Source organism: Bifidobacterium favimelis, assembly GCF_037963085.1.
Lineage (GTDB): Bacteria > Actinomycetota > Actinomycetes > Actinomycetales > Bifidobacteriaceae > Bombiscardovia > Bombiscardovia favimelis.
The window spans coordinates 101,496-125,148 of record NZ_JBANDZ010000003.1 but is presented as its reverse complement, the minus strand read 5'-3'; the positions used below and the strand labels follow the sequence as shown (position 1 = coordinate 125,148).

Annotated in this window: 16 protein-coding genes and 1 tRNA gene; 7 read left to right on the top strand and 10 right to left on the bottom strand. The window is 64.4% G+C overall.

Features of this window, described 5'->3' with window-relative positions; genetic code table 11:
- Positions 1 to 25: 25 nt before the first annotated feature.
- A complete protein-coding gene (locus V6584_RS07765) occupies positions 26 to 2,899 on the bottom strand; it encodes a cation-translocating P-type ATPase (RefSeq protein ID WP_340470026.1) in 2,874 nt (957 codons plus the stop codon).
- 635 nt (positions 2,900 to 3,534) lie between these two features.
- Here V6584_RS07765 and V6584_RS07760 point away from each other — a divergent pair.
- Entirely contained in the window at positions 3,535 to 6,015 is a 2,481-nt protein-coding gene (locus V6584_RS07760) for a cation:proton antiporter (protein ID WP_340470027.1), read from the top strand.
- 87 nt (positions 6,016 to 6,102) lie between these two features.
- Here V6584_RS07760 and V6584_RS07755 read toward each other — a convergent pair whose 3' ends face one another.
- The 3 genes from V6584_RS07755 to V6584_RS07745 all read right to left on the bottom strand — a co-directional run bounded on the left by V6584_RS07755 (position 6,103) and on the right by V6584_RS07745 (position 9,546).
- Positions 6,103 to 6,903, bottom strand: a complete 801-nt coding sequence (locus V6584_RS07755) for an alpha/beta hydrolase (RefSeq protein WP_340470028.1) — start codon at positions 6,901 to 6,903, stop codon at positions 6,103 to 6,105.
- 76 nt (positions 6,904 to 6,979) lie between these two features.
- On the bottom strand, positions 6,980 to 7,792 hold the full coding sequence (locus tag V6584_RS07750; protein WP_340470029.1) for a hypothetical protein: 813 nt from the start codon (positions 7,790 to 7,792) through the stop codon (positions 6,980 to 6,982).
- A 326-nt stretch (positions 7,793 to 8,118) separates the two neighbouring features.
- Positions 8,119 to 9,546, bottom strand: coding sequence for a substrate-binding domain-containing protein (locus tag V6584_RS07745; protein ID WP_340470031.1), 1,428 nt, complete (start codon positions 9,544 to 9,546; stop codon positions 8,119 to 8,121).
- A 260-nt stretch (positions 9,547 to 9,806) separates the two neighbouring features.
- On the opposite strand from V6584_RS07745, the gene V6584_RS07740 reads away from it, so the two are divergent.
- Entirely contained in the window at positions 9,807 to 10,157 is a 351-nt protein-coding gene (locus V6584_RS07740) for a hypothetical protein (protein ID WP_340470032.1), read from the top strand.
- A complete protein-coding gene (locus V6584_RS07735; protein WP_340486364.1) occupies positions 10,147 to 10,515 on the top strand; it encodes a hypothetical protein in 369 nt (122 codons plus the stop codon). The genes V6584_RS07740 and V6584_RS07735 overlap by 11 nt, the downstream gene beginning before the upstream one ends.
- Before the next feature lie 295 nt (positions 10,516 to 10,810).
- On the opposite strand, the gene V6584_RS07730 is transcribed toward V6584_RS07735, so the two are convergent.
- Positions 10,811 to 10,881, bottom strand: a tRNA-Gly gene (locus V6584_RS07730).
- Positions 10,882 to 11,198: 317 nt separating this feature from the next.
- Positions 11,199 to 12,323 carry an ROK family protein gene (locus V6584_RS07725; protein WP_340470034.1) on the bottom strand — a complete coding sequence of 375 codons (1,125 nt, stop codon included), beginning with the start codon at positions 12,321 to 12,323 and terminating at the stop codon, positions 11,199 to 11,201.
- A 497-nt stretch (positions 12,324 to 12,820) separates the two neighbouring features.
- On the opposite strand from V6584_RS07725, the gene V6584_RS07720 reads away from it, so the two are divergent.
- The 4 genes from V6584_RS07720 to nagA all read left to right on the top strand — a co-directional run bounded on the left by V6584_RS07720 (position 12,821) and on the right by nagA (position 17,499).
- Complete coding sequence (locus tag V6584_RS07720; protein WP_340470119.1) at positions 12,821 to 14,026, top strand: AGE family epimerase/isomerase; 1,206 nt, start codon at positions 12,821 to 12,823, stop codon at positions 14,024 to 14,026.
- Positions 14,027 to 14,040: 14 nt separating this feature from the next.
- Complete coding sequence (locus V6584_RS07715; RefSeq protein WP_340470035.1) at positions 14,041 to 15,180, top strand: ROK family protein; 1,140 nt, start codon at positions 14,041 to 14,043, stop codon at positions 15,178 to 15,180.
- 107 nt (positions 15,181 to 15,287) lie between these two features.
- A complete protein-coding gene (nagB, locus tag V6584_RS07710) occupies positions 15,288 to 16,076 on the top strand; it encodes a glucosamine-6-phosphate deaminase (protein WP_340470036.1) in 789 nt (262 codons plus the stop codon).
- Between the two features lie 37 nt (positions 16,077 to 16,113).
- Positions 16,114 to 17,499 (top strand): N-acetylglucosamine-6-phosphate deacetylase, encoded by a 1,386-nt coding sequence (gene nagA, locus V6584_RS07705; RefSeq protein ID WP_340470037.1) that lies wholly within the window; start codon positions 16,114 to 16,116, stop codon positions 17,497 to 17,499.
- 99 nt (positions 17,500 to 17,598) lie between these two features.
- On the opposite strand, the gene htpX is transcribed toward nagA, so the two are convergent.
- From htpX to V6584_RS07685, 4 genes are all read right to left on the bottom strand, one after another.
- Entirely contained in the window at positions 17,599 to 18,537 is a 939-nt protein-coding gene (gene htpX / locus V6584_RS07700; RefSeq protein WP_340470038.1) for a zinc metalloprotease HtpX, read from the bottom strand.
- Between the two features lie 220 nt (positions 18,538 to 18,757).
- On the bottom strand, positions 18,758 to 19,768 hold the full coding sequence (locus V6584_RS07695; protein WP_340470039.1) for a D-alanine--D-alanine ligase family protein: 1,011 nt from the start codon (positions 19,766 to 19,768) through the stop codon (positions 18,758 to 18,760).
- Positions 19,769 to 19,877: 109 nt separating this feature from the next.
- Positions 19,878 to 21,389 carry an FAD-dependent oxidoreductase gene (locus V6584_RS07690; protein WP_340470041.1) on the bottom strand — a complete coding sequence of 504 codons (1,512 nt, stop codon included), beginning with the start codon at positions 21,387 to 21,389 and terminating at the stop codon, positions 19,878 to 19,880.
- Positions 21,390 to 21,613: 224 nt separating this feature from the next.
- Positions 21,614 to 23,578, bottom strand: coding sequence for a heavy metal translocating P-type ATPase (locus V6584_RS07685; RefSeq protein ID WP_340470042.1), 1,965 nt, complete (start codon positions 23,576 to 23,578; stop codon positions 21,614 to 21,616).
- Positions 23,579 to 23,653: the final 75 nt, after the last annotated feature.

The window sequence follows — 23,653 nt, the reverse complement described above, 5'->3', positions numbered from 1 at the left end:
CCCCCCCCCCGCCGCAGCGACCCCCCTACCGTTCCACGCGCAGGGTGTCGGCGATGGACCGGCGGACGCGGCTGATTCTTCCTGGCCTGGGGCCATTGATGTCATAACCGTGCTTGGACAGGATCATCCGGACCAGCTTGTCGCCCTCGCTGAAGATGAGGGCGGTCAAGCCTATGCCCAGGCAGATCAGCCACTGCCGGCCGGTCAGGGGGGCCATGCCCAGCACCCGGGCCACGCCGGGCAGATACATGGCCCCTGCATGGATTCCGAGGGCGGCGAAGGAGGCCACCATGAGGAACTTGTTGTCCAGCGGATTCAGCTGGATTATCAACTTGTTCTCGGAACGGGCCGACATGGAAATGAAGAAGTTGAACAGGACCAGAAGGGTCAGGGCCATGGTCCTGGCAACCGTCAGGTTCAGCCCACGGTCGAGGCCGATGCGGAACATGACCAGGATGCAGGTGGCCATCCACAGGCCGCAGACCGCAGTGCGGACCCAGAGGACCCTGGAGAGCAGGCCCTCATTGGGGGAACGGGGCGGCGCGTCCAGTTCGTCGCCGCTTCCGGGCTCGAAGCCCAGGGCTATGTCCTGCACCCCGTTGGTCACGAAGTTGATCCAGAGCATCTGGAGGGGAAGGAAAAGGAGGGGTTCTTCCGCTATGACGTTGACTCCGACCGCTATCATGGCCGCCGCCGCCGTGGCCAGGAGGAAGAAGGCCGAACCTCGGATGGCCTTGAAGGTCACCCTCCCCTGGCGGACCGCCTGCGTGATGGTCACGAAATTGTCATCGGTCAGGACCACATCGCTGGCCTCGCGGGCGACATCGGTGCCGGACTCCCCCATGGCGATGCCAACCGAGGCTGCCTTGAGGGCGGGGGCGTCGTTCACCCCGTCTCCGGTCACCGCCACCACCTCGCCGTCATCCTGGAGGGCCTGGACGATGCGGAGTTTGTCCTGCGGGGAGACGCGGGCGGCGATGGAGGTCTCCCGCAGGCGGGCCTTGAGGACCTCGTCGCTCATGTCCAGCATCTCGCTGCCCGTCAGGGTGCGCCCGGTGTGTTCCAGCCCCAGCCTGCGGCCGATGGCGGCTGCGGTGACAGGGTGGTCGCCCGTGATCATGACCACCCGGATGCCCGCCTTGGAACACTGGGCTATGGCCTCGCGCACGCCCGGACGGGGCGGGTCCAGCATGCCCTCCAATCCCAGGAAGGTCATGTCATGGGCCCGCCTGTGATCGTCCAGGTTGTCTCCCGGGTCGATGGTGCGGCTGGCCACTCCGATGACACGCAGGCCCTGGGTCCCCATCTGGGCGTATGAGGAGTGGACCGCGTCCGTATCGAGGGGGGCGGATTCCCCCCTCTCATCCACCATGGAGGTGCACATGGCCATGACCGTATCCGGCGCCCCCTTGACGTACTGGGTCAGGCTTCCGTCAGGGTTTCTGCGGATGGTCATGGAATGCAGCAGTTCCGGTTCGTAAGGGGTCTGGGCGAGTATGGGGGCGTCGAGATCGCCCCTGTCCAGCACGCCCGCCTGATCGGCCGCACGGGCCATGGCCATGTCGACGGCGTCCCCGCTGTAGCTGATGGACCCGTCCTTCTCCTTCTGCCGGTGAGCCTCGTTGGTGAGCCCGCCAGCACGCAGGAGGGCGCGGAAGGCCTTGCCACGGGCTTCATCATCATCCTGGGCCAGGCTTCCGCCCGGATTCATGGCAGAGACCTCGACCGGGTGGCCGCCGCCAAGGGTGCACTGCTCCACGGTCATCCTGTTCTGCGTCAATGTGCCGGTCTTGTCGGAACCGATGACGGTGATGGAGCCCAGGGTCTCCACAGCCGGCAGGGAGCGGACGATGGCATTGTAATCGGCCATCCGCGAGACCCCCAGGGCCATGGCCACGGTAAGCACGATGGGGAGGGCCTCGGGCATGGAGGCCACCACGAGGGAGACTGCGGAGAGGAAGGCCTCGGTGGCGTTCCCGTTGATGATGGCCCCGCCGGCGAAGACGAACACGGCCACCAGGATGACCGCTACGGCTATGCCCACCTCGGTCCGGTGAAGGATGCGCTGGAGGGGGGTGAGGCCCTTCTCCACATGGACCAGATCGTTGATCTCGCCGAGTTCCGTGTCCGCGCCGGTGGCCACGACGACCCCCTGGCCTCGGCCGCTGGTCACCATGGTGCCGGAGAAGGCGATGCAGGCCCTGTCCCCCAGGGAGGAGTCGGCATCCACCGCCTCCGTGTCCTTCTTGGCATCGTCACTCTCGCCCGTAAGCATGGCCTCGTCAATGCGCAGGTGAACGGTCTCTATCAGACGCAGGTCGGCCGGCACCCGGTCGCCGCTCTCCAGAACCACCAGATCGCCCGGGACCAACAGGGTGGCGTCGATTTCCTGCATGAGGCCGTCTCGCATGACACGGGTGGTTGGGGTCGCCAGCGACGACAGGGCCTCCACCGCCTTGTCCGCCTTGGACTCCTGCATGTAACCGATGATGGCGTTGAGGAGGAGGACGACGAAGATGGCAGCCGCATCCACATAGTGTCGCAGGAAGACGGTGATGATGCCGCACACTATGAGGACGGCGATCAGGGGGCTGGTGAACTGCTCCAGGAACAGCCTCCACTTGGGTTTGGTTTCTGGTTCAGCAAGCTTGTTGGGACCGAACAGATCCATCCGGTGGCCGCTTTCGGCACCGGTCAAGCCACGGCGCGAGCTCTTCAGGGTGGCCAGGACGCCTTGCACGCTCAGGCTGTGCCATGCGGTGTCCGCATTGGCCTTCTTCTCCTCGATGTCCAGCCTGCGGTCGGCGGCCGTTTCCACGACCTGCCCGCCGCCGGTTCCTGCCAGGCCGTTTTCTTTGATTGTTTTGATGTTCTTCCTGTCTCGGGTTGCATTGATCATGCCACCACCTGGCCTTTCCCATCTGGATCGGTCATTGTTCATGATGCGCACGGGCCCATTCCCCAGGGGGTGTACAGGTCTCCCGGCCGGTATGATGGGCCGCTCGCCCGCAGTCCACGCATGCGGTGCACCGCATGCACTCTGGCATCCTGCGTTTACGGCTTAAGCGCGTATGGGCCCGCCGGGGCGTTCTGTCTCGTCCGTGTCCGTCTGATTGATATTGTTTCGTTGTACTCGGATCATCCTGCTTCTAAATCCACAGTGTCCGCTGTCAACTTTGAAAAAGGATACAGATTGAATCTGAAAGAAAGCTGGACGCCGTGCGGAATCCGACGGAATCTCCACTCAAGACCCTGTCCCGCGATTCCGCTCTGCCGTCCCACCGAGCCTTGAAATCAAAAGGGCTACGCCAGCCGCTGCATATGGTCTTTCGAAACCAATCCTCCCTATAATGCCTGTAGGATTGACATTCTACACGGGCCTTTCGTTCCCAGCCCCTGTGTCAGCCGTGTACATGACCGGACCGACCGACTGCGCAGTTCACGATATGGCATGTCCTGCCCTATCCGCACAGCCAGATGGCCACGGGTGCGTCCAGAGTCCTCAACGAGCGATTCGTCGCAGAAAGGCAGCCTGTGGAAACTCTTCTCCTGATTCTTTGCATTGTGGCAGCGGTCCTGGTTTCATCCTTTGTCAGCCGTTTCATTCCCAGGATCTCCACCCCCTTGGTCCAGATCGCGCTGGGGGCCCTCATGGCCCTCCTCCCCCTCTTCCCCAAGATGCAGCTGGATCCGGAGCTTTTCATGGTCCTCTTCATCGCCCCCCTCCTTTACTACGAGGCCCACACGATCGACAAGGCCGAACTCCTGCGCGACATCCGCTTCTCCCTCTCCCTGGCCATAGGGCTGGCGGCATTGACCATGGTCATGGTCGGAGTCATCCTCCACGCGGCCTGGCCCATGTTCCCCCTGGCGGCTGCAGTGGCCCTGGGTGCGGCCGTGGGCCCGACCGACGCGGTGGCGGTCTCCTCCCTGGGCGACAGCGCCCACCTGACCACCCGCCAGCATTCCATCCTGGCCGGTGAGTCCCTCTTCAACGACGCCACAGGCGTCGTCGGCTTCCAGTTCGCCATCCTGGCGGCTGTGACCGGGACCTTCTCCCCGGTTCAGGTCGCCAGCGAATTCGTCATATCCTTCCTGGGCGGGGTCGCCTTTGGCGCCGTCGCAGGATTCCTGGTCAACTGGGTCTTTGAAACCTCCCGCCTGCTGGGCTGGGAGACCACTACCACCAGGATTCTGCTGGAGCTCTTCCTCCCCTTCCTCATCTACATGGTCGGCCAGAACCTCCTGCACGTGTCAGGAGTGCTTGCCGTGGTGACGACCGGCCTTCTGGCCCGCTTCGACCATACGGGAGTGGGCCCCAACACCTCCAAGACCAACATCGTCTCGACCAGCGTCTGGAAGGTCTTCTCATTCAGCCTCAACGGGTCGGTCTTCGTCATCCTGGGAATGCTCCTCCCGGCCGCACTGGGAACCAGCTGGAGGGACCAGCGGGTGAGCAACTGGCAGCTGGTGGGGACCATCGCCACGGTCTGCCTGACCGTCATCCTCCTGCGCTTCATCTGGTCGACGATCGTCCTGCGTTTCTCCAAGGACCCGCAGACCGGCCGCCGTGAGCACATGGATGCAGAGAGGTGGCGGACCGCGGCAATCATGACCTTCGGGGGCCCCAAGGGGACCATCACCCTCTCCCTGGCCCTGACCATCCCCTATGAGGTGGCGTCCGGCGCCCCCTTCCCCATGCGCAGCGAGCTGATCTTCGTGGCGGCGGGGGTCATCATCGTCACCCTGGTCCTGGCCAACTTCGCCCTGCCCATCCTGGCGCCCGTGGGCGACCAGGAGGTGCCCGCCCAGCAGGTGGAGAAATCCATCAGCGTGCTCAGGAGGACCATCAAGGAGCTCTCGTCAAGGATCAACGGGGACAACCGCCTGGCCATCCAGCATGTGATAAGGCAATACAACCAGCGCATAGCCAAACTCAAGTCGCAGATAGGCGAGTACAACCCCAAGGAGTTCCGCAAGCTCCAGGTGCAGACCATGGAGTGGGAACAGGACTACATGCGGGAAAGACTGAACCGCATCGAGGCCGAAGAGGACCAGGTGGAGAATGCGCTCAGTCTGCACGAGAAAGCGGGGGCGGCCAGGAGGCGGCCCGGACAGGGCAGGGAGGCCGATGCGGCTGAGGCTCACGGAACCCTGGCCGTGGCCGACGGGGCTGGGGAAACCACGAACACGGTCGGTGCATCCGGCCCCGATATGTCCGACGAGTACACGGCCACGGGCGGGAGAAGCCGAATCCCCACATCAGACCAGGCGGACCGGACCGGACCGGGGGATGGCGACATACCGGAGCCGGAGGACACTATCGACCTGGACGAGATGCCGACAGGTCAGCTCCCCCCCGGTCTGGCGGCCGACAGGGATGCAGATGCGGACGTGGAGCACATCCGCCGCAACCTGGCCGGAGCGGGGGACGACTCCCCCTCCGGCATACGGCAGGCGGATGCCTGCGACGACCTGAGGATCCGCCTGGAGGAACTGAACAGCCAGGAGGAGGCCGCCAGGAAGATCCTGAACAACATATCCAACGCCCTCCTCCACCTTGACCGGGGCGGGGAGATCCGCTGGCGGATATACACGACCGGCAGACGGGTCCACGACCTCTTCCGCGGGCTCTTCCACCGTCTGGGTCACGCCACCCCGCAAATCAGCGAAAACAAGGTCTTCACGGCCGGACGCCACCTGCAGATGGAGATGAACCACTTCCTGGTCGAGAAGCTCTACGCCGAGCTGGGCACGGGCAGGTTCAAGACCGAGGACCTTCTGGCCACCATCATCAACCGGCAGATGGTCGAGTCCACGGCCGAGGGGAGGCCGGACTATACCGGGATGCCCGCCGTGCGCGACCACGTGGAGGAGGCCAAACGCGAGGGCTACACAATCGAACTCGGCGAAATACAGGACATGTACGAGTCGGGCGAGATATCACGTTCCATGGCCAGGGAGCTGCGCCGCAACGTCTACGTCATGCAGGTGGATGCCGACTCGGCCCTGTGACCGCTCTCTCGGGCCGGCCACCCCGGTGACTGCACGGTCCAAACCGGCCGCGCGATCAGACCGGCCGCGCGGTCAGGCCAACAGGGGTCAGGCCAGCCCGGAGGTGATGTCGAAGTCCGCCAGCCACTGACGGATGTCGTTGAACTCCCGCATGTCGACGGCGTGATCCAAATGGTCATAGCCCTTAACCCTGAGCCAGCTGTGCTCGTCCAACCAGGCCGCCAGGGCGTAAATCTCATACTTGGGAACCACATCGTCGGCCTTGCCGTATCCGAAGAAGACCGGCTTGTCCATCTTTTTCAGCCTCTCGTCGGCCGGGGCCGTACCGGGAACCACCGCAGGGGCCAGGAAGCCCGACAGGCAGACGGCGGCCCGGTAACGCTCCGGGTCCACCCGAAGGAGATGCACGGCGAGCGCGGCCCCCTGCGAGAAGCCCAGTGTGACCACCTGTCGGTCTTCAGGCACCTGGGCCTTCACCCAGGAATCGACCGCCACGGCCGCCGCGTACAGATCCCTGTCCAAATCGGCCTGTTGGGGGCGGGAGTCGTGGAACCAGGTGTAGCCCGGCCCGAACATCCCCTCCTCGCTGCCTGGGACGACCATGGGGGCTCTGAGGGATATGTAGTCGTTATAGGGGGCCACATAACGCATGAGGTCCGCCATGTCCTCCTCATTGGACCCCCATCCGTGCAGGAGGATGAAGAGGGGGCGGGCGGGGTTGGCCCTGGCCTCCTTGCGCGAGTACAGGGCGTGGGTCACCTGGATGGGTTCCCCGTAACGCCCCGGGACCGCCTGGGACCGGCCCCCTACAAGGCCGTCGTCGTTCCCCCGGCCTGCATCCTGCTTCCCTTCGGCATCCTGAACAAAGTTCTCGTCTGCATTGCCCATACACTTCACGATAGCCTGCCCACGGCGGATCCGCATGGAACGTGTCCGCCCGATGGTTCAGGGATGGGCCGGCAACTCAGCCTATGGGGGTCAGGGTGCCACCCCACTGCTTCTGCACCTTGAGCATCTGGTCCTTGGTGCCGAATACCAGCCATTTGCCACCTGTGAGCAGGCTCCAGTCGGCGTCCTTCGGGGCCTTGTCGCCATACTGTCCAATCAGGTCCTTGATCTTGCCACTGATGGATGGCTGATACATGGACAGGAACGAGGGGTTGTTGAAAACAACGTAACCCATCATGTTGCTCTTGCAGTACTGGGCCTGGGATACGCCCGGATAGCTCTGCAGGCCGGGATCCTTCCAGCCGGACCCACAGGTCTGGACCGCCCTGTCTATCCCCTGGTTCATGGAGGGGACCGATGCGGTCGGGGCGTGGTCCGGCATGGGCTGCTTCGCCACCCCCTGGGGGATTACATTGCCCGCCAGGACACCACCCAGCGTAAAGAGGATCCCGCACAGGAGAAGGACGATGCCGGTGGACCCCACCCGCCTGCGGCCGCGCGGCACCGTATCGGCATGGCGGGCCACGATGACCAGAATCAAAGTGAGGAAGGCGAAACCCAGGGAGACGCCGATCCAGGCCGAATCCGCCACCTTGCCCAGATGGCTCAACTTGGAGGGAGCCAGGGCGTGAAGCATGAAGGCCAGACCGGACAGACCCGAGACCAGGCCGGTCACTGCGGCGAACCGGCTCCACACGTTGGGCTGGGCATAACCGTCAGAGGGCCTGTACCCTTGCCGCCTGGGTGGATAGGACACCGGCGGCACGCCGTCTGCGCCATCCTCGAGCCGGTCATCGAGGTATTCGAAGCCGTCAGCCATGAGCAGCACCGCCCCTCATTTTCCTCGTCGTGAGCCAAACACGACCAGTCTATGACCCTTCAGGAGCCGTGACAGTTTTGGAAGTCAATGATTCACTATCTTGACAATTACCCGGGCAGGCCGACCGCCCTCACAGGGGGCGGGGCCGGCTGGCGGAGACCAATCTGCTCCGCCTTGCCGACCCCGCCGGAATCGCACCACATGGAAAAGGACCGAAGCATCCGCCCGGCCACCGGAGCGGAGCCGGCAAGGTCAGACCGGTCTTTCAGATGACCGGCCACCCTACCGACCCGCAAGGGGGCGACAACGGACCCTGTCGGCCTTCCTCCCCGCCTTCAGCCCTTTGTCGAACGCGGGTCCTTCTTGCCTATGGTCCGCTTGTCCCGGATCCGGTTGCCCTCCTTGTCGTGGACGTTGACTTCGCCGCCACCGGACTTGTCGGCATAGGCCTTGGCCGCCTTGGTGGCCTCCGCCTGGGTGGGATAGGTCCTGGTTGCTCGTGAGGCACCGGCCCGCTTGACGCTCCAGACGTCCCTGTCCTTCTCATATTGCACGTGGTAATCAGCCATGATCGTCGTTCCTTTCGGTATACCTCTTCGTACCCTCTTATCTTCCGCTTGATCGGGGCCGAAATGCGTACCGACACCCCTTGGGGAGGTGGCTTCATGCCGGTCTGGCCGCAGCCCCGCCTCAGGGGAAGGACCTGCCCCTGACAGAGCCCTGGTGGAAGCCCGGTCGAGAATGGAGAAATCGGTGACGTAGGAGCGGGGGACTCCGTCATAACCGTGGATTCTCTCGATGAGCATGTCAACGGCTGCCCTGGCGTAGTCCTCGATGTCCGGATCGATCGTCGTGAGGGAGGGGAAAGCGTACTCCCCCTCGGATATGTTGTCGAAGCCCACCACCTGAATGTCCTCAGGGATGCTCAGCCGCCTTCTGCGCAGCTCGGACATGGCTCCGATTGCCATGGCATCGTTCAGGCAGACGATGGCATCCGGGGCCGGCGCCTGGTCCAGCATCCGCACGGTGGCTCTCATGCCACCCATGTTCGTCCATGATTCGGCGGCCACCACGATGGACAGGTCCACCGGGAGCCCTGCCTCCTGCATGGCGGTCACATATCCCCTGACCCGCAACTCACGGGTCCCCTCCGTGTACCGGCACAGGCCCTGCCCGGTGATGTCCCCGGCAGTCATGCCTGAGGGAGCCCCGATCAGGCCGATCCTCTTGCAACCCAGGGAAATCAACCTGGAGGTCACCTCGTGGACGGCCTCGACGTTGGGCATGGTCACGGAGTCTGTCTTACCGTACGACAGATAGTCGCCGGTGAGCACCATGGGGTACTGCTGCTCCAGGATGACGCCCCGGTCATGCAGGGGCCGGTCGCTGAAGAACACCCACCCATCGACGGCGACCCTGTCCATCTGATCGATGATGTCCTCTATGCCGTTGGCCTTGAAACCGTAGGTGCTGATGATGACCCCGTAGCCGCGCTCGTCGGCTATCCGGATTATCTGATCCAGAAGCAGCGGCGAGAAGGGCTGGGAGAAGTCGAATATGGCCACCCCGATCAGACGGGTGCCCCCCTTCCGCAGGGAGCGGGCCGACAGGTTGACCTTGTATCCCAACTCATCCATGGCCTTGACGACCCGGGCCCTCGTTGCAGGCCGCATGTTCCCCGTGTGGTTGATCACGTTGGACACCGTCTTGAACGATACGCCGGCCCTCTGAGCGACCTGGATGATCGTTGCACGCCTCTGCATCGGCTAGTTTCCCCCAACTCCCGTGGTCGGAGCTTCCATATTTCCGAAGATAGTCACCCTCATTGTAGCCTGACGTCCTCCTCTCCCTGGAAGGCGAATGGACTGACCTGCGGTACGTCCACAGTTCGACGACACCGGCATCCGACCGGACACCAGCCCTCCACGGGGAAGCGGCAGGCCGTGAAGCCGGACAGGCTGTCCAACCGGAAGCGTCCTGCTACGACGGCCCTCCCGGCCGCTCTCCTAACAGGAATCGTTGCATGTTCAATGAAGCGACCTCCGGCACAGAACCTGCGGGCTCGCAATGGAATAAATGCCACAACAACACTTCTCATGCAGAGACTCATAACAGAGATTTGGCGGGACAGGTCAGCTCACAGCCCCGGCCCACCGGCTTTATTGCGGAAAACCACGGTTCCGCCATCCTATCCACCACCTGGCAGCTTCCATTGAATGTAAAGGCCACCTCCCCATCCCCCTGGCGCCAAGAGATTGGCTATACTTGCAATAAACATGTTAATTTTTTGTATTTCATCAAGCGATTCGCTAATATTTTTAAAGTTCAGATGTTTTTCAACATCGGTCAATATACTGAGAGGGATGAGCTCTAATAAGTGGCGCGACGTGGATAGGGCCGCTGTTCGCCGCATGCGGACCTGGATGGGCGAGACCTCGCCGAAGACCAAGATGGCAGATCTGGCCGAGCTTCTCGGTTGGTCCTACGCGAAGACCGTCAATGTGATGAACATGAGGAACGCACCTCTCACCATGGGTGAATATGTCCGGGTATGCAACTTCTTCAAGAAGGACGCGGCCACGGAACTCCTTTCGCTTGCGGAACAGGATTGCCCGCAGGGCGAGCAAGGAGAGTTGAAGGCCTTCCGCGATCTCGACAATGAGGTGAACAGTGCTGTCAGGCGTTGCCTGAGTACTCTTCAGCGGGAAATGATCCCCCCCCCCGTGACATGAGGGGATGAAACCGGGCCTCCGTCCGGAACAAGTATTGGCCATATGACCCCCCCCCCGACCCGTCCGGTGCGAGACGGGCCGGGGGAGAACCATGTAACGACCCGGAACGCCCGCAGTGGTCTGCACACCATTTCCCCGTTCACGGATATGCGACCTCGCCGGAGAGGGGATAAGCACAGAAATGGATGTGCGGACGCATCAATCGTCCAACGGAATCAGCAGGCTGGAGAAGAACCTCAATACACAGAAGCGACTGATAGCGGCAACGCAAACTTCAGATTTTCACTTCCTCGAGAGCGGGCGACGGGAATCGGACCCGCCTCTGAAGCTTGGGAAGCTTCCATTCTACCAATGAACTACGCCCGCAAGCCATACCCCTCAAGCCGATGAAACCGCCTGCTGAACATGTGCGAGTTCCCATAGTAGCAGCCACCGGTGGACTTGGCGAGTCGGCCCCGCGTGGGCCCGACGGAGGGCGGCCCTTTCACCGGCAGATGGTCGATTTGGCAAACCGACGGCTGACCGGCGGCCAAATGCCCGTCAAAACGGATTCCGTCCTGTAGGGTGATTGGAGAGCGGCCGGTGACACCCTTGGGGGTAGGTGTCCCCGGTCGCTCCTCGTGGCAGGTCAATGCCTCCCGCCACCTCCTTCCCGGCCGGGCGGGGAGCCGGACCAAGGCCAGTCAGACCTCCATGTCCCCGCCGAAGTGCAACTCACCACCTACCACGGTGGAGCATGCACCCAGGAGGGAGGCGTCCTCCCCCAGGGCCGACCGGTCCACGGTGACCGGTTTTTTGAAGTCGGTCGTCACGGCCCGGTTTATGGTGTCCTGCAGTGAACCCAGGAAAATCCTGTTGACCACCCTGGCATCGCCGAGAACGGCCACCCTGGGCAGATCGAGGAGGCTGACCGACAGGGCCAGGACCCGGCCCAACATGCGGCCCGCCTCCTTGAGTATGTCCGATATGGCCGCCGGGTCCTTGTCCATCATGGCGGTCAGTTTGGGCACCGATATCATCGCTTCCAGGCACCCTCTCTTGCCGCACCTGCAGAGTGGGCCGTCTTCGTCGACAACCACATGGCCTATCTCACCGGCCGCCCGGTTGCGGCCTGTCACCAACTTGCCGGCCACCAGCACCCCGGCACCGACCCCGTCGCCCAGGTGAATCATGAGGAGGTCGCGCTCCCCTGAACCGAAGTGGCGCTCGGCCAACACCTCATTGTTGGCATCGTTGTTCACATACACGTCCAGACCCGTCAGTCCGGCCAGATAGCCGCGCAGGTCCATCTGGACCCAGCCCAGGTTGGTCGCATCGTCGACCACACCTGCCTGGCTGACTATGCCGGGGCTGGTGACCCCGACCCCCAGGACGGGACTGCCGGCCCGGTCGATCAAGGAGGTGCAGAGCTCGCCGACGAGTTCCACAGGCACCTTCTCCTGGGTTGTGAGGGGGATTTCCTCACGGGCGGTCACCTGTCCCAGCAGGTTCATCACGGCCCCCCTGAACACGTATGGGGTGGACAGATCCAGGGCCACAACGCTCCTGCCTTCGGGATTGATCCTGAGCAGGCGTCCCCGCTTGCCCGGCCCCGCCGTATGGCTCAGACCCACTTCCATCAGGAGGTCCTCACCGAGCAGTTCGGAGACTATGTCGGAAACGGCCATCCTGGTGAGGCTGGAGGCCCGGGCCAGGTCGGCCCTTGTCAGTGACACGTCGGGATAGAGCAACTTGAGTAGGACCGCCTTGTTGTGCCTTCTCACCGATTCGGGAAGCGCCTTGGAAAGGGTGTCGGTCTTGTCTGCCATTCCTGTTTGCCTGCATCTTCGATAGGGGGAACGCTGATTCCCATGACGAGGGCCGGCGGCCGGCCATGGGCCGTGCCTGACCATTATCCCTTTACATTCTATGCGCACAATCCTGTCAGGGCTTCCCCGACCCGACTGTACCGGGCCTCTGGTTGCCGTATTTAGATAACAAGCCATCCTAATGAATCATGACTGCTGGTATGATGGACAAGGAATGTCCGGCATACGAGGCGGTGTGACCTTTTATCATGACGCACGACACGCCGTTCCAAACTAATTGGGGAAAAGGAACCTAAAAGTATAGTTCCTTTACAAATTAGTGTTAGGCTGGAGGCAGCTGGATGGCCAACTTCCGTCAGCCACTCACAGAGGAGGCATATATGACGACAAAGACCGACAGGGACGGGGTCACCGCATTGCCCACGTCCAAGGACCGTATCGAGGGCAACGAATCGAACCCCCGCTACCAGTTGGGAAATGAGGCCAACCGCATCTTCATGGCCTCGCAGACCTATGGCTTCATGGACTTCGGCCGAGGCTTCCCCACCAAGCAGGGTGGGGCCGGATGGCTCAACGACGACGGGAGCCTGGACCATTCCCAGGGCATCCAGACCTGGATAACATGCCGCATGACCCACGTTTACTCCATAGCCACCTTCCTGGGCTACCCGGGTGCCAGCCAGCTGGTCCATGAGGGGGTCAGGGGGCTGACCGGCAACCTCCACGACGACGAGCACGGCGGTTGGTACCCCTCGGTCTCCTGGGAGGGACAGCCGGAGAGCGGGAAGACCTGCTACACCCATGCCTTCGTAGTCCTGGCGGCCTCCTCCGCCACCCTGGCAGGCGACCCCGACGCCCCCGCCCTCCTGGACGAGGCCCTGCGGACCTTCGACAGGTACTTCTGGGACGACGACGAGGGCCTGGCCGTGGACACCTGGGACTCGGCCTTCACCAAGCTGGACCCCTATAGGGGGCTCAACGCCAACATGCACACCACAGAAGCCTTCCTGGCCGTGGCCGACGCAACCGGCAGGGAAGAATACCGAAAGCGGGCCGGCAGGATCATCCCGCACGTCATCTCCTGGGCCAGGGGGAACGACTGGCGGATTCCCGAGCACTTCAACGAGCAGTGGGAGGCCGACCTGGAGTACAACAGCGACAACAAGGCAGACCAGTTCAAGCCCTATGGCGCCACACCGGGCCATGGAATAGAGTGGGCCCGCCTGATCACCCAGTACGCCCTGAGCACCTTCGACTCCAAAGAGGACAGGGCCCCCTACATCGATGCAGCCGAGCACCTCTTCTCCCGTGCCGTGCAGGACGGTTGGGAGGCCGACGGGGCCCCCGGACTGGTCTACACAACCGACTGGGAGGGCCGGCCAGTGGTGCACGACAGGATGCACTGGACCCTGGCGGAGGCCCTGAACACCTCGGCCACACTCTACAAGGCCACCGGCAAGGGGACCTACGCCCAGTGGTACCGGACCTTCTGCCGCTATGTGGATGAGTTCGTGATAGACCACAAGCAGGGTTCCTGGTTCCATCAGCTCGACAGGAACAACCAGGTGGTCGGCACCGTCTGGCCGGGCAAGTCCGACCTCTACCACGCCTTCCAGGCCACCCTCGTCCCCTACCATGACCCCTCGGTCTCGATAGCCACCGCCATCAAGACCGCCTGCAGCCAGGACCCTCTGGCCCGTTAGAACGTGTGATACCCATGACCGCAGAAACAGCGAGCTCCCCCATCCCCTCCCGGCCCGGACCTGCCGCCAACGACCAGACCCGTGAGAAGGCGGGCGGCGGGGCCTGCAGGCCTGATTCAGGAGGCCAGGCAGGCCTCATCAGCCTGGGCATAGACATCGGCGGGACCAAGATCGAAGGGGTCGCCCTGGACCGGGACCGCAGGGTGTTGGCCACCTGCCGCCTGCCGTCACGACAGGGCAGCCAGGCCGTGCACGACGACACTGTGACCGTGGCCCGCAGGCTCATGAGTCTGGCCGAGGTGGGCGACCGGAGGGACGGGATCACCCTGGGTCTTGGCATACCCGGCCGGATCGACTCCCTGCGGGGGACCGTGGATGATGCGGTCAACCTGGGCATAGGCCACATGGACCTGGGCCCGAGCGTCAGCCGGACATTGGGAATCCCCGTGCAGGTGGAGAACGATGTGAACATAGCCGCCCTGGGTGCGGCCTGCCAATCCCACAGCTCACTGGTCGGCAGCGGCGAGCGCGGCCGGGGTGGGGATGACGCCACCCTGCCCCAGGACATGGGCGAGATGCCCCAGACCCGCAGCCTCCCTCCGGAAAAGGAGAGGGTGGTGGTCTTCATCAACCTGGGGACGGGTCTGGCGGCCGGCATCATCCGCAACGGGTCGATAGAGCACGGGGCCAGCGGGGCCGTGGGCGAAATCGGCCATATACCAGCGGACTTCCACGACTTCCCCTGTAAGTGCGGACAGACAGGATGCCTGGAGACCGTGGCATCCGGGTCGGCCGTGGAGGCCATGTGGCCAGGGGTCCCTCACCCGTTGCCGGACATGATCGACAAGGCCAGGCAGGGTGACGCGCACGCCAAGGAATCGCTGGCCGTCATCGGGCACGGAATCGCCATGGCCGTGCAGATCGTGGCCCTGACGGTCGACCCCTCCTTGATCATCCTCGGAGGAGGCATGACCAAGACCGGCCAGCCACTTCTCGACCTGGTGGACGCCGAGCTGGACAAGAGCGCGAGGGCCAGCCACTTCATAGCCTCGCTAGACCTGCCCGCCCGCATCCGTCTGGCCCCGCCCGACCTGCCGATAGGGGCCATAGGAGCCGCCCTGGCAGGCAGGAAGGCCGGCAGACTCCAGGTTTGAGGGTGCCTGGCCGCAGGGGAGTCATGGATGGCGCCCAAGCCAATCACGCAAACAGAACACAAGCACAGAGCGCCGGTCCTCAAGGACCGGCTGGAAGGAAGCGGAAGATGACCGAGATCATCATCGTCAAGTCACAGGAGGAGGCCGGCAGGATCTATGCCGACCGGACCGCCCAACTGATCAAGGACAAGCCCGCCTGCGTGCTGGGCCTGGCCACCGGATCCAGCCCCCTGGCCGCATACCAGGCCCTGGCCGCCAAGGTCAAGGAGGAGGGCATCGACGTCTCCCAGGTGCGCGGTTTCGCCCTGGACGAGTACGCCGGGCTGGACCCCAACCATCCCCAGTCCTACCGGTCCACCATCAACAGGACCGTCGTCGAGCCCCTGGGCCTGGACCCCGCCAAGGTGAGGGTCCCCAACGGGAACCTGGACACCATCAAGGACGCCGGCCACGAATACGACCAGGCGATCGAGGATGCCGGCGGAGTCGACCTGCAGATCCTGGGCATCGGAACCGACGGCCACATCGGCTTCAACGAGCCCGGCTCCTCCCTGGCTTCCGGCACCAGGATCAAGACCCTGACCGAACAGACCCGGATCGACAACGCCCGTTTCTTCGACGGCGACATCAACAAGGTGCCCACCCACTGCATCACCCAGGGAATCGGGACCATCCTCAAGGCCCACCAGCTGGTCCTCCTGGCCTTCGGGGCCGGCAAGGCCGAGGCCGTGGCCGAGAGCGTGGAGGGCGGCATATCGTCCTTCTGCCCCGCCTCCGCCCTCCAACTCCACCCCCATGCCACCGTGATCGTGGACGAGGCCGCCGCCTCCCGCCTGCGCAACCGCGATTACTACAAGTGGGCCTACAGCAACAAGCCGGACTGGCAGTCCATCTGACCGGGCAGAGTCGGACAGACAGGGGCAGAAGGCGAACATGTCCAAGGAAACATATGAATCGACGGGGCTCAAGGTCGAGTCCTCATTGAAGGCGCCGGCCCATCCGGTTGTCCTGGCCGGCGCCAGATCGGTGGATGCCCGGGGCGTCCGGGAGGATGCCTGGGTCCTGTCCCTGGAGGGCAGGATCGAGGCGACCGGGCAAGGCGGGGCCAGCCTGGAAGCAGCCCTGCGGGCCGCCGGCCTGCCGGGCCTGCCGGCATCCTTCCGGTCTGGATCCGATGGAGGTTCCGGAACCGGTGGTGGCAGGGGTTCGGGAGTCGGGGAATCCCTGCACGTGGATACTAGTGGTGCACATGCCCGCGGCACGGTCATGGAGGACGGCGTGGAGTTCATCGACGCGGCCGGCTCCATCCTGACCCCGGGGTTCATCGACATACACTCCCATGGCGGCTGGGTCCACTCCTTCGATGACGGTGACGGCGCCATCCGCACGGCCAGAGCCTGCCACATGATCCACGGGACCACAAGGCAGGTGCTCAGTCTGATCACCAACCCGATCGATGTGATGCGCACCAACCTGCGCTCGGTCAAGCGGGTCATGGACACCAGGCCCGATGTGCTGGGAGCCCACCTGGAGGGGCCCTTCATCGCCCTCTCCCGCAAGGGGGCGCACGACCCGACATGTCTGCGCGACCCCGAACCGGCCGTTCTCGACAGCCTCCTGGAGGCCGCCGACGGCTGCATCCGCCAGGTGACCCTGGCCCCTGAGCGCGACCATGGTTACGAGGCCATAGCCCGCCTGGCCGGGGTCGGGGTGGTGCCCGCCGTCGGCCACTGCGACGCCGACTATGACCAGACCCGCCGGGCCTTCGACACCGGCGCCCACATCCTCACCCACGTCTTCAACGCCATGAACGGCATCCACCACCGGCAGCCGGGCCCCATCCCGGCTGCCATGGAGGACTCCCGGGTCACGGCCGAGCTGATCAACGACGGTTTCCATGTGCAGGACCCCTGCGTCGAACTGGCCTTCAGGCTCTTCCCCCACCGGATCGCCCTGGTCACCGATGCCATGGAGGCCACCGGCTGCGAGGACGGTGCCTACAAGCTGGGCTCCCTGGATGTGAAGGTGGAGGACGGCCATGCCCGCCTGGTCTCCAACGGGGCCATCGCCGGTTCAACCCTGACCATGGATGTGGCCGTGGGCAGGGCCGTCCAGTCCATCGGACTTCCGGCCCCCCAGGCTGTCGAAGCCGCCACCCTGACCCCCGCCCGGGCCCTGGGCCTGGACCGCCCCAACACGATCACCGGTGCGCCGCTGGGCCTGCTGGCGCCAGGCTATGCTGCCGACCTCCTCCTCCTGGACCCGACCGACTGGTCGGTGAAGACCGTGGTCTGCAACGGGCGCAGGATTCAGATTTAGAGGAATCCGGCCCCGGCCGGGGTCGAGGCCTTCTCAACATCACGGATGAGCGGGTGGCCGCCTTCCGGCTTCGCCGGAGATAGCCGCCCGCTCATTTCTTCAGTACCCCACCTGGGCGCCGCCGCCGGCCCCCACCTGGGTCTGCTGCATTTCCCTGCTCATCTGCATGAGGCGGGCTATCCTATCGTCGGTCGGCGGGTGGGTCGAGAAGAGGCGGCTGAAGCCCCGGGCGGAGAAAGGGTTCTCGATCATCATGGCGGCCGCGCTCTGAGTGCCCGCCGTCTGCGGCATGGGTTGGGCCTGGGCACCGTAGGAGATCTTGCTCAGGGCCGATGCCAGGGCGGCCGGGTCACCGGTCAATCGGCTGCCGTCCTCGTCCGCGTCGTATTCCCGGGTGCGCGATATGGCCATTTGAATCAACGATGCGCCCAGGGGGGCCAGGATGGAGCTGATCAGGACGCCGATCAGGCCGAAGATGCCGGAGCTGCTGTCACGGTCGCGGCTGTCTCCCCCGCCGAAGTACATGAGGGAATACCCCAGGTAGGTGATTACCGTGGCCATGGCAGAGGCGATGGCAGAGGTGAGGATGTCATGGTTGTAGACGTGCATGAGCTCGTGCCCAAGCACCCCCCGAATTTCGCGCTCATTGAGGAGGCGGAGTATCCCCTGGGTGCAGCACACTGCCGCATGGCGCTCGTTGCGACCGGTGGCGAAGGCGTTGGGGGAATCGGTTGGGGCTATGTAAATGCGGGGCATTGGCTTGCCGGCCCGTCCGGACAGTTCGCGCACGATCCGGTAGAGCTCAGGGGCCTCCTGCTCGCTGACCGGTTGGGCATGCATGGAGGCGATGGCCACCTTGTCCGAGAACCAGTAGGAGCCGAAGGTGGTGACCAGGCCGACGATGACATAGATGCCCAGAGTGGCCCGCTGCCCCCCGGTCAGCCACCATATCAGCATGATGACAGCCCACATGAGGGCGAACAGGAGGGTGGTCTTGAGCCCGTTGAAATGCCCATGAACCTTCAGTTTGCCGTTCATGGGCATCATTTTATACAGTGTCGCTGAGCTTTGGCTGGATAAAACCTGCGAGTCCGGTATGCCGTGCGACCGTCTGCAATCCCCACGTCCCCGACTCCACCGGCAGATCCAGGGAGCAGACCGGCCCCCCGAGGGGAGGGACGATAAGGATGTCAAAACCCGCAACCCTCCCGGCGCAATCCTGTTCCCAAGGAAATCGGCCTGGTCCCAGGCCCGCCGGCTAATCCTCGGGCAGGGCCAGGCGACAAATCCGCTCGCAGAGGTCGTCGAAGCTGATTCCTGCTGCGGCGGCGGCCTTGGGCAGGAGGCTGGACCGGGTCAGGCCGGGGAGGGTGTTGGCCTCCATGAACCAGATGCGGCCCTCCCGATCCACGATAAAGTCGCTGCGGCTGTAGCCGCGCAGCTTGAAGACCCGATGGATGGTCTCGGCCGCCTCCTGCAGGCCGCGGGCCAAATCCCCGGATATCCTGGCCGGAAAGACCTCCTGGACCCCGTCATTCTGGTACTTGGAGGCGTAGTCGAAGACCTTCCCCTCCGGCTTGACGATCTCACCGACCGGGAGGGCCGAATGGCCCAGAACGCTGACCGTGAACTCACGCCCGGTGACGAACCGTTCGACGATCACCTGGCCGTAAGTCGCCGCCTCGGCGATGGCGGCGGGCAGCCCCTCCGGACCATCCACGATGCTCAGGCCCACGCTGGAACCCTCTGCATCAGGTTTGACCACGACCGGCCAGCCCAGGCGGTCCCCCACCTGGTCCGCATCGACGGGGCCGGTCAGCCAATCAGGGGTGAGGATCCCGGCGCTCCGGGCCACCCGTTTCGAAAGCTCCTTGTCCATGGCCAAGCCGCTGGCGGTGCTCCCGGACCCCGTGAAGGGGACCTGGGCCAACTCCAGCAGGGCCTGTATCTGGCCGTTCTCCCCCGAACCCCCGTGCAGGGCCAGGAAGACCAGGTCGCAGTCCAGGACTGCCGACGACAGGTTGACCTCCGAACGGGTCTGCCTCAAGGCCTCCAGCTGGGTGGAATCCGGCTGGTCCTGGATGGCGGCCGGGGCCGAGGAAGGAAGGGCCAGCCTGCCCTCCTCCTCCAGGCTCAACCGTCCTCTGGCACTGTCGACGGCTATGACCTCGTGGCCCAGCTCCCGCAAGGCCCGGATGACCTCCACCGCCGAGGCTATCGACACCTCCCGCTCGGTGCTGGTTCCACCGAAGACAACGGCCACCTTCATCAGTCAGACCTCCTGCTCGCTCAATCCCCCCACACGGTTCTACTACTGGACAGGGCATCCAATGGACCCTCGTCCACCTTCCCGCACGATCCCTGCCCCTCAGAGGCTCCTACTCCCCGTGGGCCAGACGGCGCAGCTGGCCGGGGTCGGTCACCTTGATGTGCTCACGGCCCACCTTGGCGCCCTCGGCCCGTTCGTATGCATCCACGCGTTTCCAACCGGCGAAGTCGATGGGCCTGATGCCCCTGGAGGCCAGGAGGCGGTCGATGGAGTCGTCGGCCCTGTCCGGGGCGAAGCGGCCGTGGCTGTCGCTGGAAGCCAGGTCGTCCAACATGTTGCCGATGGTCTCGAGGGCGTCGGACTTGGTGGAACCGATCAGCCCCACCGGCCCGCGCTTGGCCCAGCCCGTGGCGTACAGCCTTTCAATCGCCTGTCCGCCATCAGCCTGGGGGGCCGAGTAGACCCGGCCGTGCTCATTGGCCAGGGTGTAGCGGGTGAAGTCATAGGGGACGCCCTTCACCTCGGCCGGCTTGTACCCTATGGCGTGGTATACGGCCTGGACCGGGAACTCCTCGTACTCGCCGGTCTCCTCCATCACCCCGTCCGGGGTCACCCGGGTGCGTTCCACACGGATTCCGTCGACATGGCCCTCCCTGCCCATGATGGCGGCCGGCATGGAATAGAAATGGATGTAGTACTTCCGGTCGGCCGGATCACCCTGGAAGTCCACGCCGCCGTCGTCCTCCATGTCGTCGGCCATGTCCTTGACGGCGTAGAGCTCCTCCAGCATCTGCCGGGTCAGCTTGTCCTGGCCGGCCTTCTCGATGGTCTCCTGGTCCAGGTCGAAGTCCTCCCCGTCGATGATGATCTGCACCCCCGGCAGCTTCTCAAGCTCGCGCAGCTCCTGGACCGAGAACTTGGCCTGGGCGGGACCGCGACGGATGAACATATGGAGTTCACGGGCCTTGTTCCCCTTAACCCCCCGATAGACGTTGTCGGGGATGTCGGTCCCCAGGAGGTCGTCGGCCCTGCGCATGAGGATCCTGGCCACATCCATGGCCACATTCCCGCCACCGATCACGGCCACCTTCTCGGCCTCAAGGGGCCACTGCTCCCTGCTGCCGGGGTAGCCGTCATACCACTCCACGAAGCGGGCCGCCCCGTAGACACCCTCCAAGTCATGGCCGGGAATCTCCAGTGGGCGGTCATCCACGGCCCCGGTGGCGAAGAGGATCACGTCGTAGCGCTGGCGGAGGTCATCCAGGCTGATGTCACGGCCGAACTCCACATCCGCATAAAGGTGGATTTCAGGATTGTCCAGGGTTTTCTCCAGGGCTCCTGCGATGTACTTGATGCTGGGATGGTCGGGAGCCACTCCGTAACGGACCAGGCCGAAGGGGACGGGGAGCTTCTCGAAGAGGTCGATCCTGGCCCCGCTCCCCAGGCCCAGCTGGTCGCCCTTCTCCTTGAGCTGTCTCAGGAGGATGTCGGATGCATAGACACCTGCGGGGCCGGCGCCGATGACCGCCACACGCAGGGGGGAGGCAGCCGGGGCCCCCGCCTGGGTACCGTCCTCCAGGGCGGCGTTTTCCTGGGAATCATTGACCTTGGAATCACTCATGAAGACCAGATTAACTCAATCCGCGGGGTCGGAACAGGGTCGGCGGCGGTCGGTTCCCGGACTTTCACCAAAACCGGCAGGGGGTCCGGTCCCACCCGGGCCCGGTCTGGCCGGGCACACTCCGATGCGGGCCTGCACAGACTCCCTCCCTGCAACCGGCCCCTCACCCCGCCGTCAAAAACCGGCCGGACCGGGAGACATGTGACCATAGACCTTCCCGGCCCTTACAGGCCCCTGTCCAGCATGGCCGTCAGGGCCCAGAGGATGGAGACCACATCAATGGCCTCCTGCATGAAGGCTCCCACGACCACCGGAATCAGGTCGAAGGCGGCACAGAGCATCCCCACGGTGGCCAGGCCCAGGCCCAGCACCACCGCCTGAAGCATCACCCGCTTGGTCCTGCGGGCGATGAGGATGGCCCGGGGCACGCAGGCTATGTCGTCGTTCATGATCACCGCCTGGGCGGACTCGGAGGCGGCCGTCGTGGTCCCGTCGGTGATGGCCATGCCCACATCTGCGGCCGCCAGGACAGGTGCGTCGTTGACTCCGTCGCCCACCATCATCGTGATGGATTTGGTTACCGATTCCCCCACGAAGCGCGAGAGCCACCTGGCCCACCAGGGTTCCTGGTTGGGCTCCTCCTGGGACGCCCGGGCGATCAAGGCGGCCTTGTCTTCCGGGAAGAGTCCGGCGTGCACGTCATCTATGCCCACCTGATCGGCGATTATCCTGGCCGAGGCCTCCTTGTCGCCGGTTACCATGGACAGGCGGTTGACCCCCAGCCGCCGCAGCCTTTCAATGGTATCGGCCGCGTCGTCACGCGGCACGTCCTTCATGACTATGCGGGCGGCCAACCTCCCGTCAAGGGCCACATAGGCGGCCATTTCATCCGGTGCCAGAGGGCCGAAGGGGGAGGACCCCCCGCCCGAGACGAAGGCCAGACGCCCCACCCGGACCAGGTGTCCGTCCACCCGGCCTTCAACACCGTCGCCCGATTGCTCATTGACCTCCTGGGCCCGGAAATCCTCGGCCGCCAATCCCGACCTACGCAGGTCATCCTGGGCCTGGTTGCCGGCGGCCGCTATCCCGTTGGCGAGGACATGGACGGAAAAGGCCTCGACGGCACCGGCCATGGCCAGGATGTGCCTCTCGTCCACCCCGTCACCGTCTCCCCTCCCATCGGCCATGTCCACATTGGTGACCCGGGGGCGCTTGACCGTCAGTGTTCCGGTCTTGTCGAAGAAGATGTGTGAGACCCTGCCCAGGTTCTCGATGACGTCCTGGGTCTTGATGAGGACACCGGCCTTGGCCAGGCGCCCGGAACCGGCCATGTAGGCCACGGGGGCGGCGATCAGAAGGGGACAGGGGGTGGCCAGGACCAGGACCTGGGCGAACCGGGTGGGCTCGGCCGAGATGATCCATGCGACACAGGCGATGATGAAGGCAACCACGGTGAAGGGCACGGCCAGGAGGTCGGCGGTCTTGACCACGGCAGCCCGGGAATTCTGAGCCGAACGGACCAGGGTCAGAATCCGTTGGTACTGGGAATCCTTGGAGAGCTGTGTGGCCTTCATGCGGAAGGTCCCCGACCCGTTCACCGCGCCCGACATGACCCGGGCCCCCTTGAAGAGGCGGCGGGGCATGGGCTCCCCGTTGATGTTGGACAGGTCCAGGGTGGCCGATGGGCTGATCAGCTCCCCGTCCACCGGCACGGTCTGGCCCGGCTTCACGACCAGCCTGTCGCCCAGGCGGACCTGGTCCACGGGAACCGTGCGCCAGTCGGAGTCCGATGGGCCGTCATCCCCGGTTTGGGAAGTCTCGATGTTCGCCACCTGGGGGGCGGCCTTGATCAGGGCGGTCAGATTACCCTGGGCCTTGGCCCCCGCGTACTGTTCGATGGCATCGCCTGAATAGAGCATGAGGACCACGGCCCAGCTGGCCCAGTACTGCTTGACGGCCAGGGTGGAAAGGATGGCGACGACCGCCAGGATGTCAACGCCCACATGGCCGTGCCGCACATCGTCGATCATGCCGCGCAGGGTGTCTATCAGGGCCACGGCGACCAGAAGTGTGACCACCCAGTGGGCCTCCTTCTCATGGTTGCTCCACAGGAGGCCCATGACCGCCCCGCAGGCCAGGACCACCCAGAGCATGGGCACCCTTTTGACGAAAGCCAGTACCTTATCCATAAACCTCTCCCCCACCGTCGTCTCTCACCCGCACGTTTCCTCACGCGGCCCGTCCAGGACTTTCCCGCAGACTCT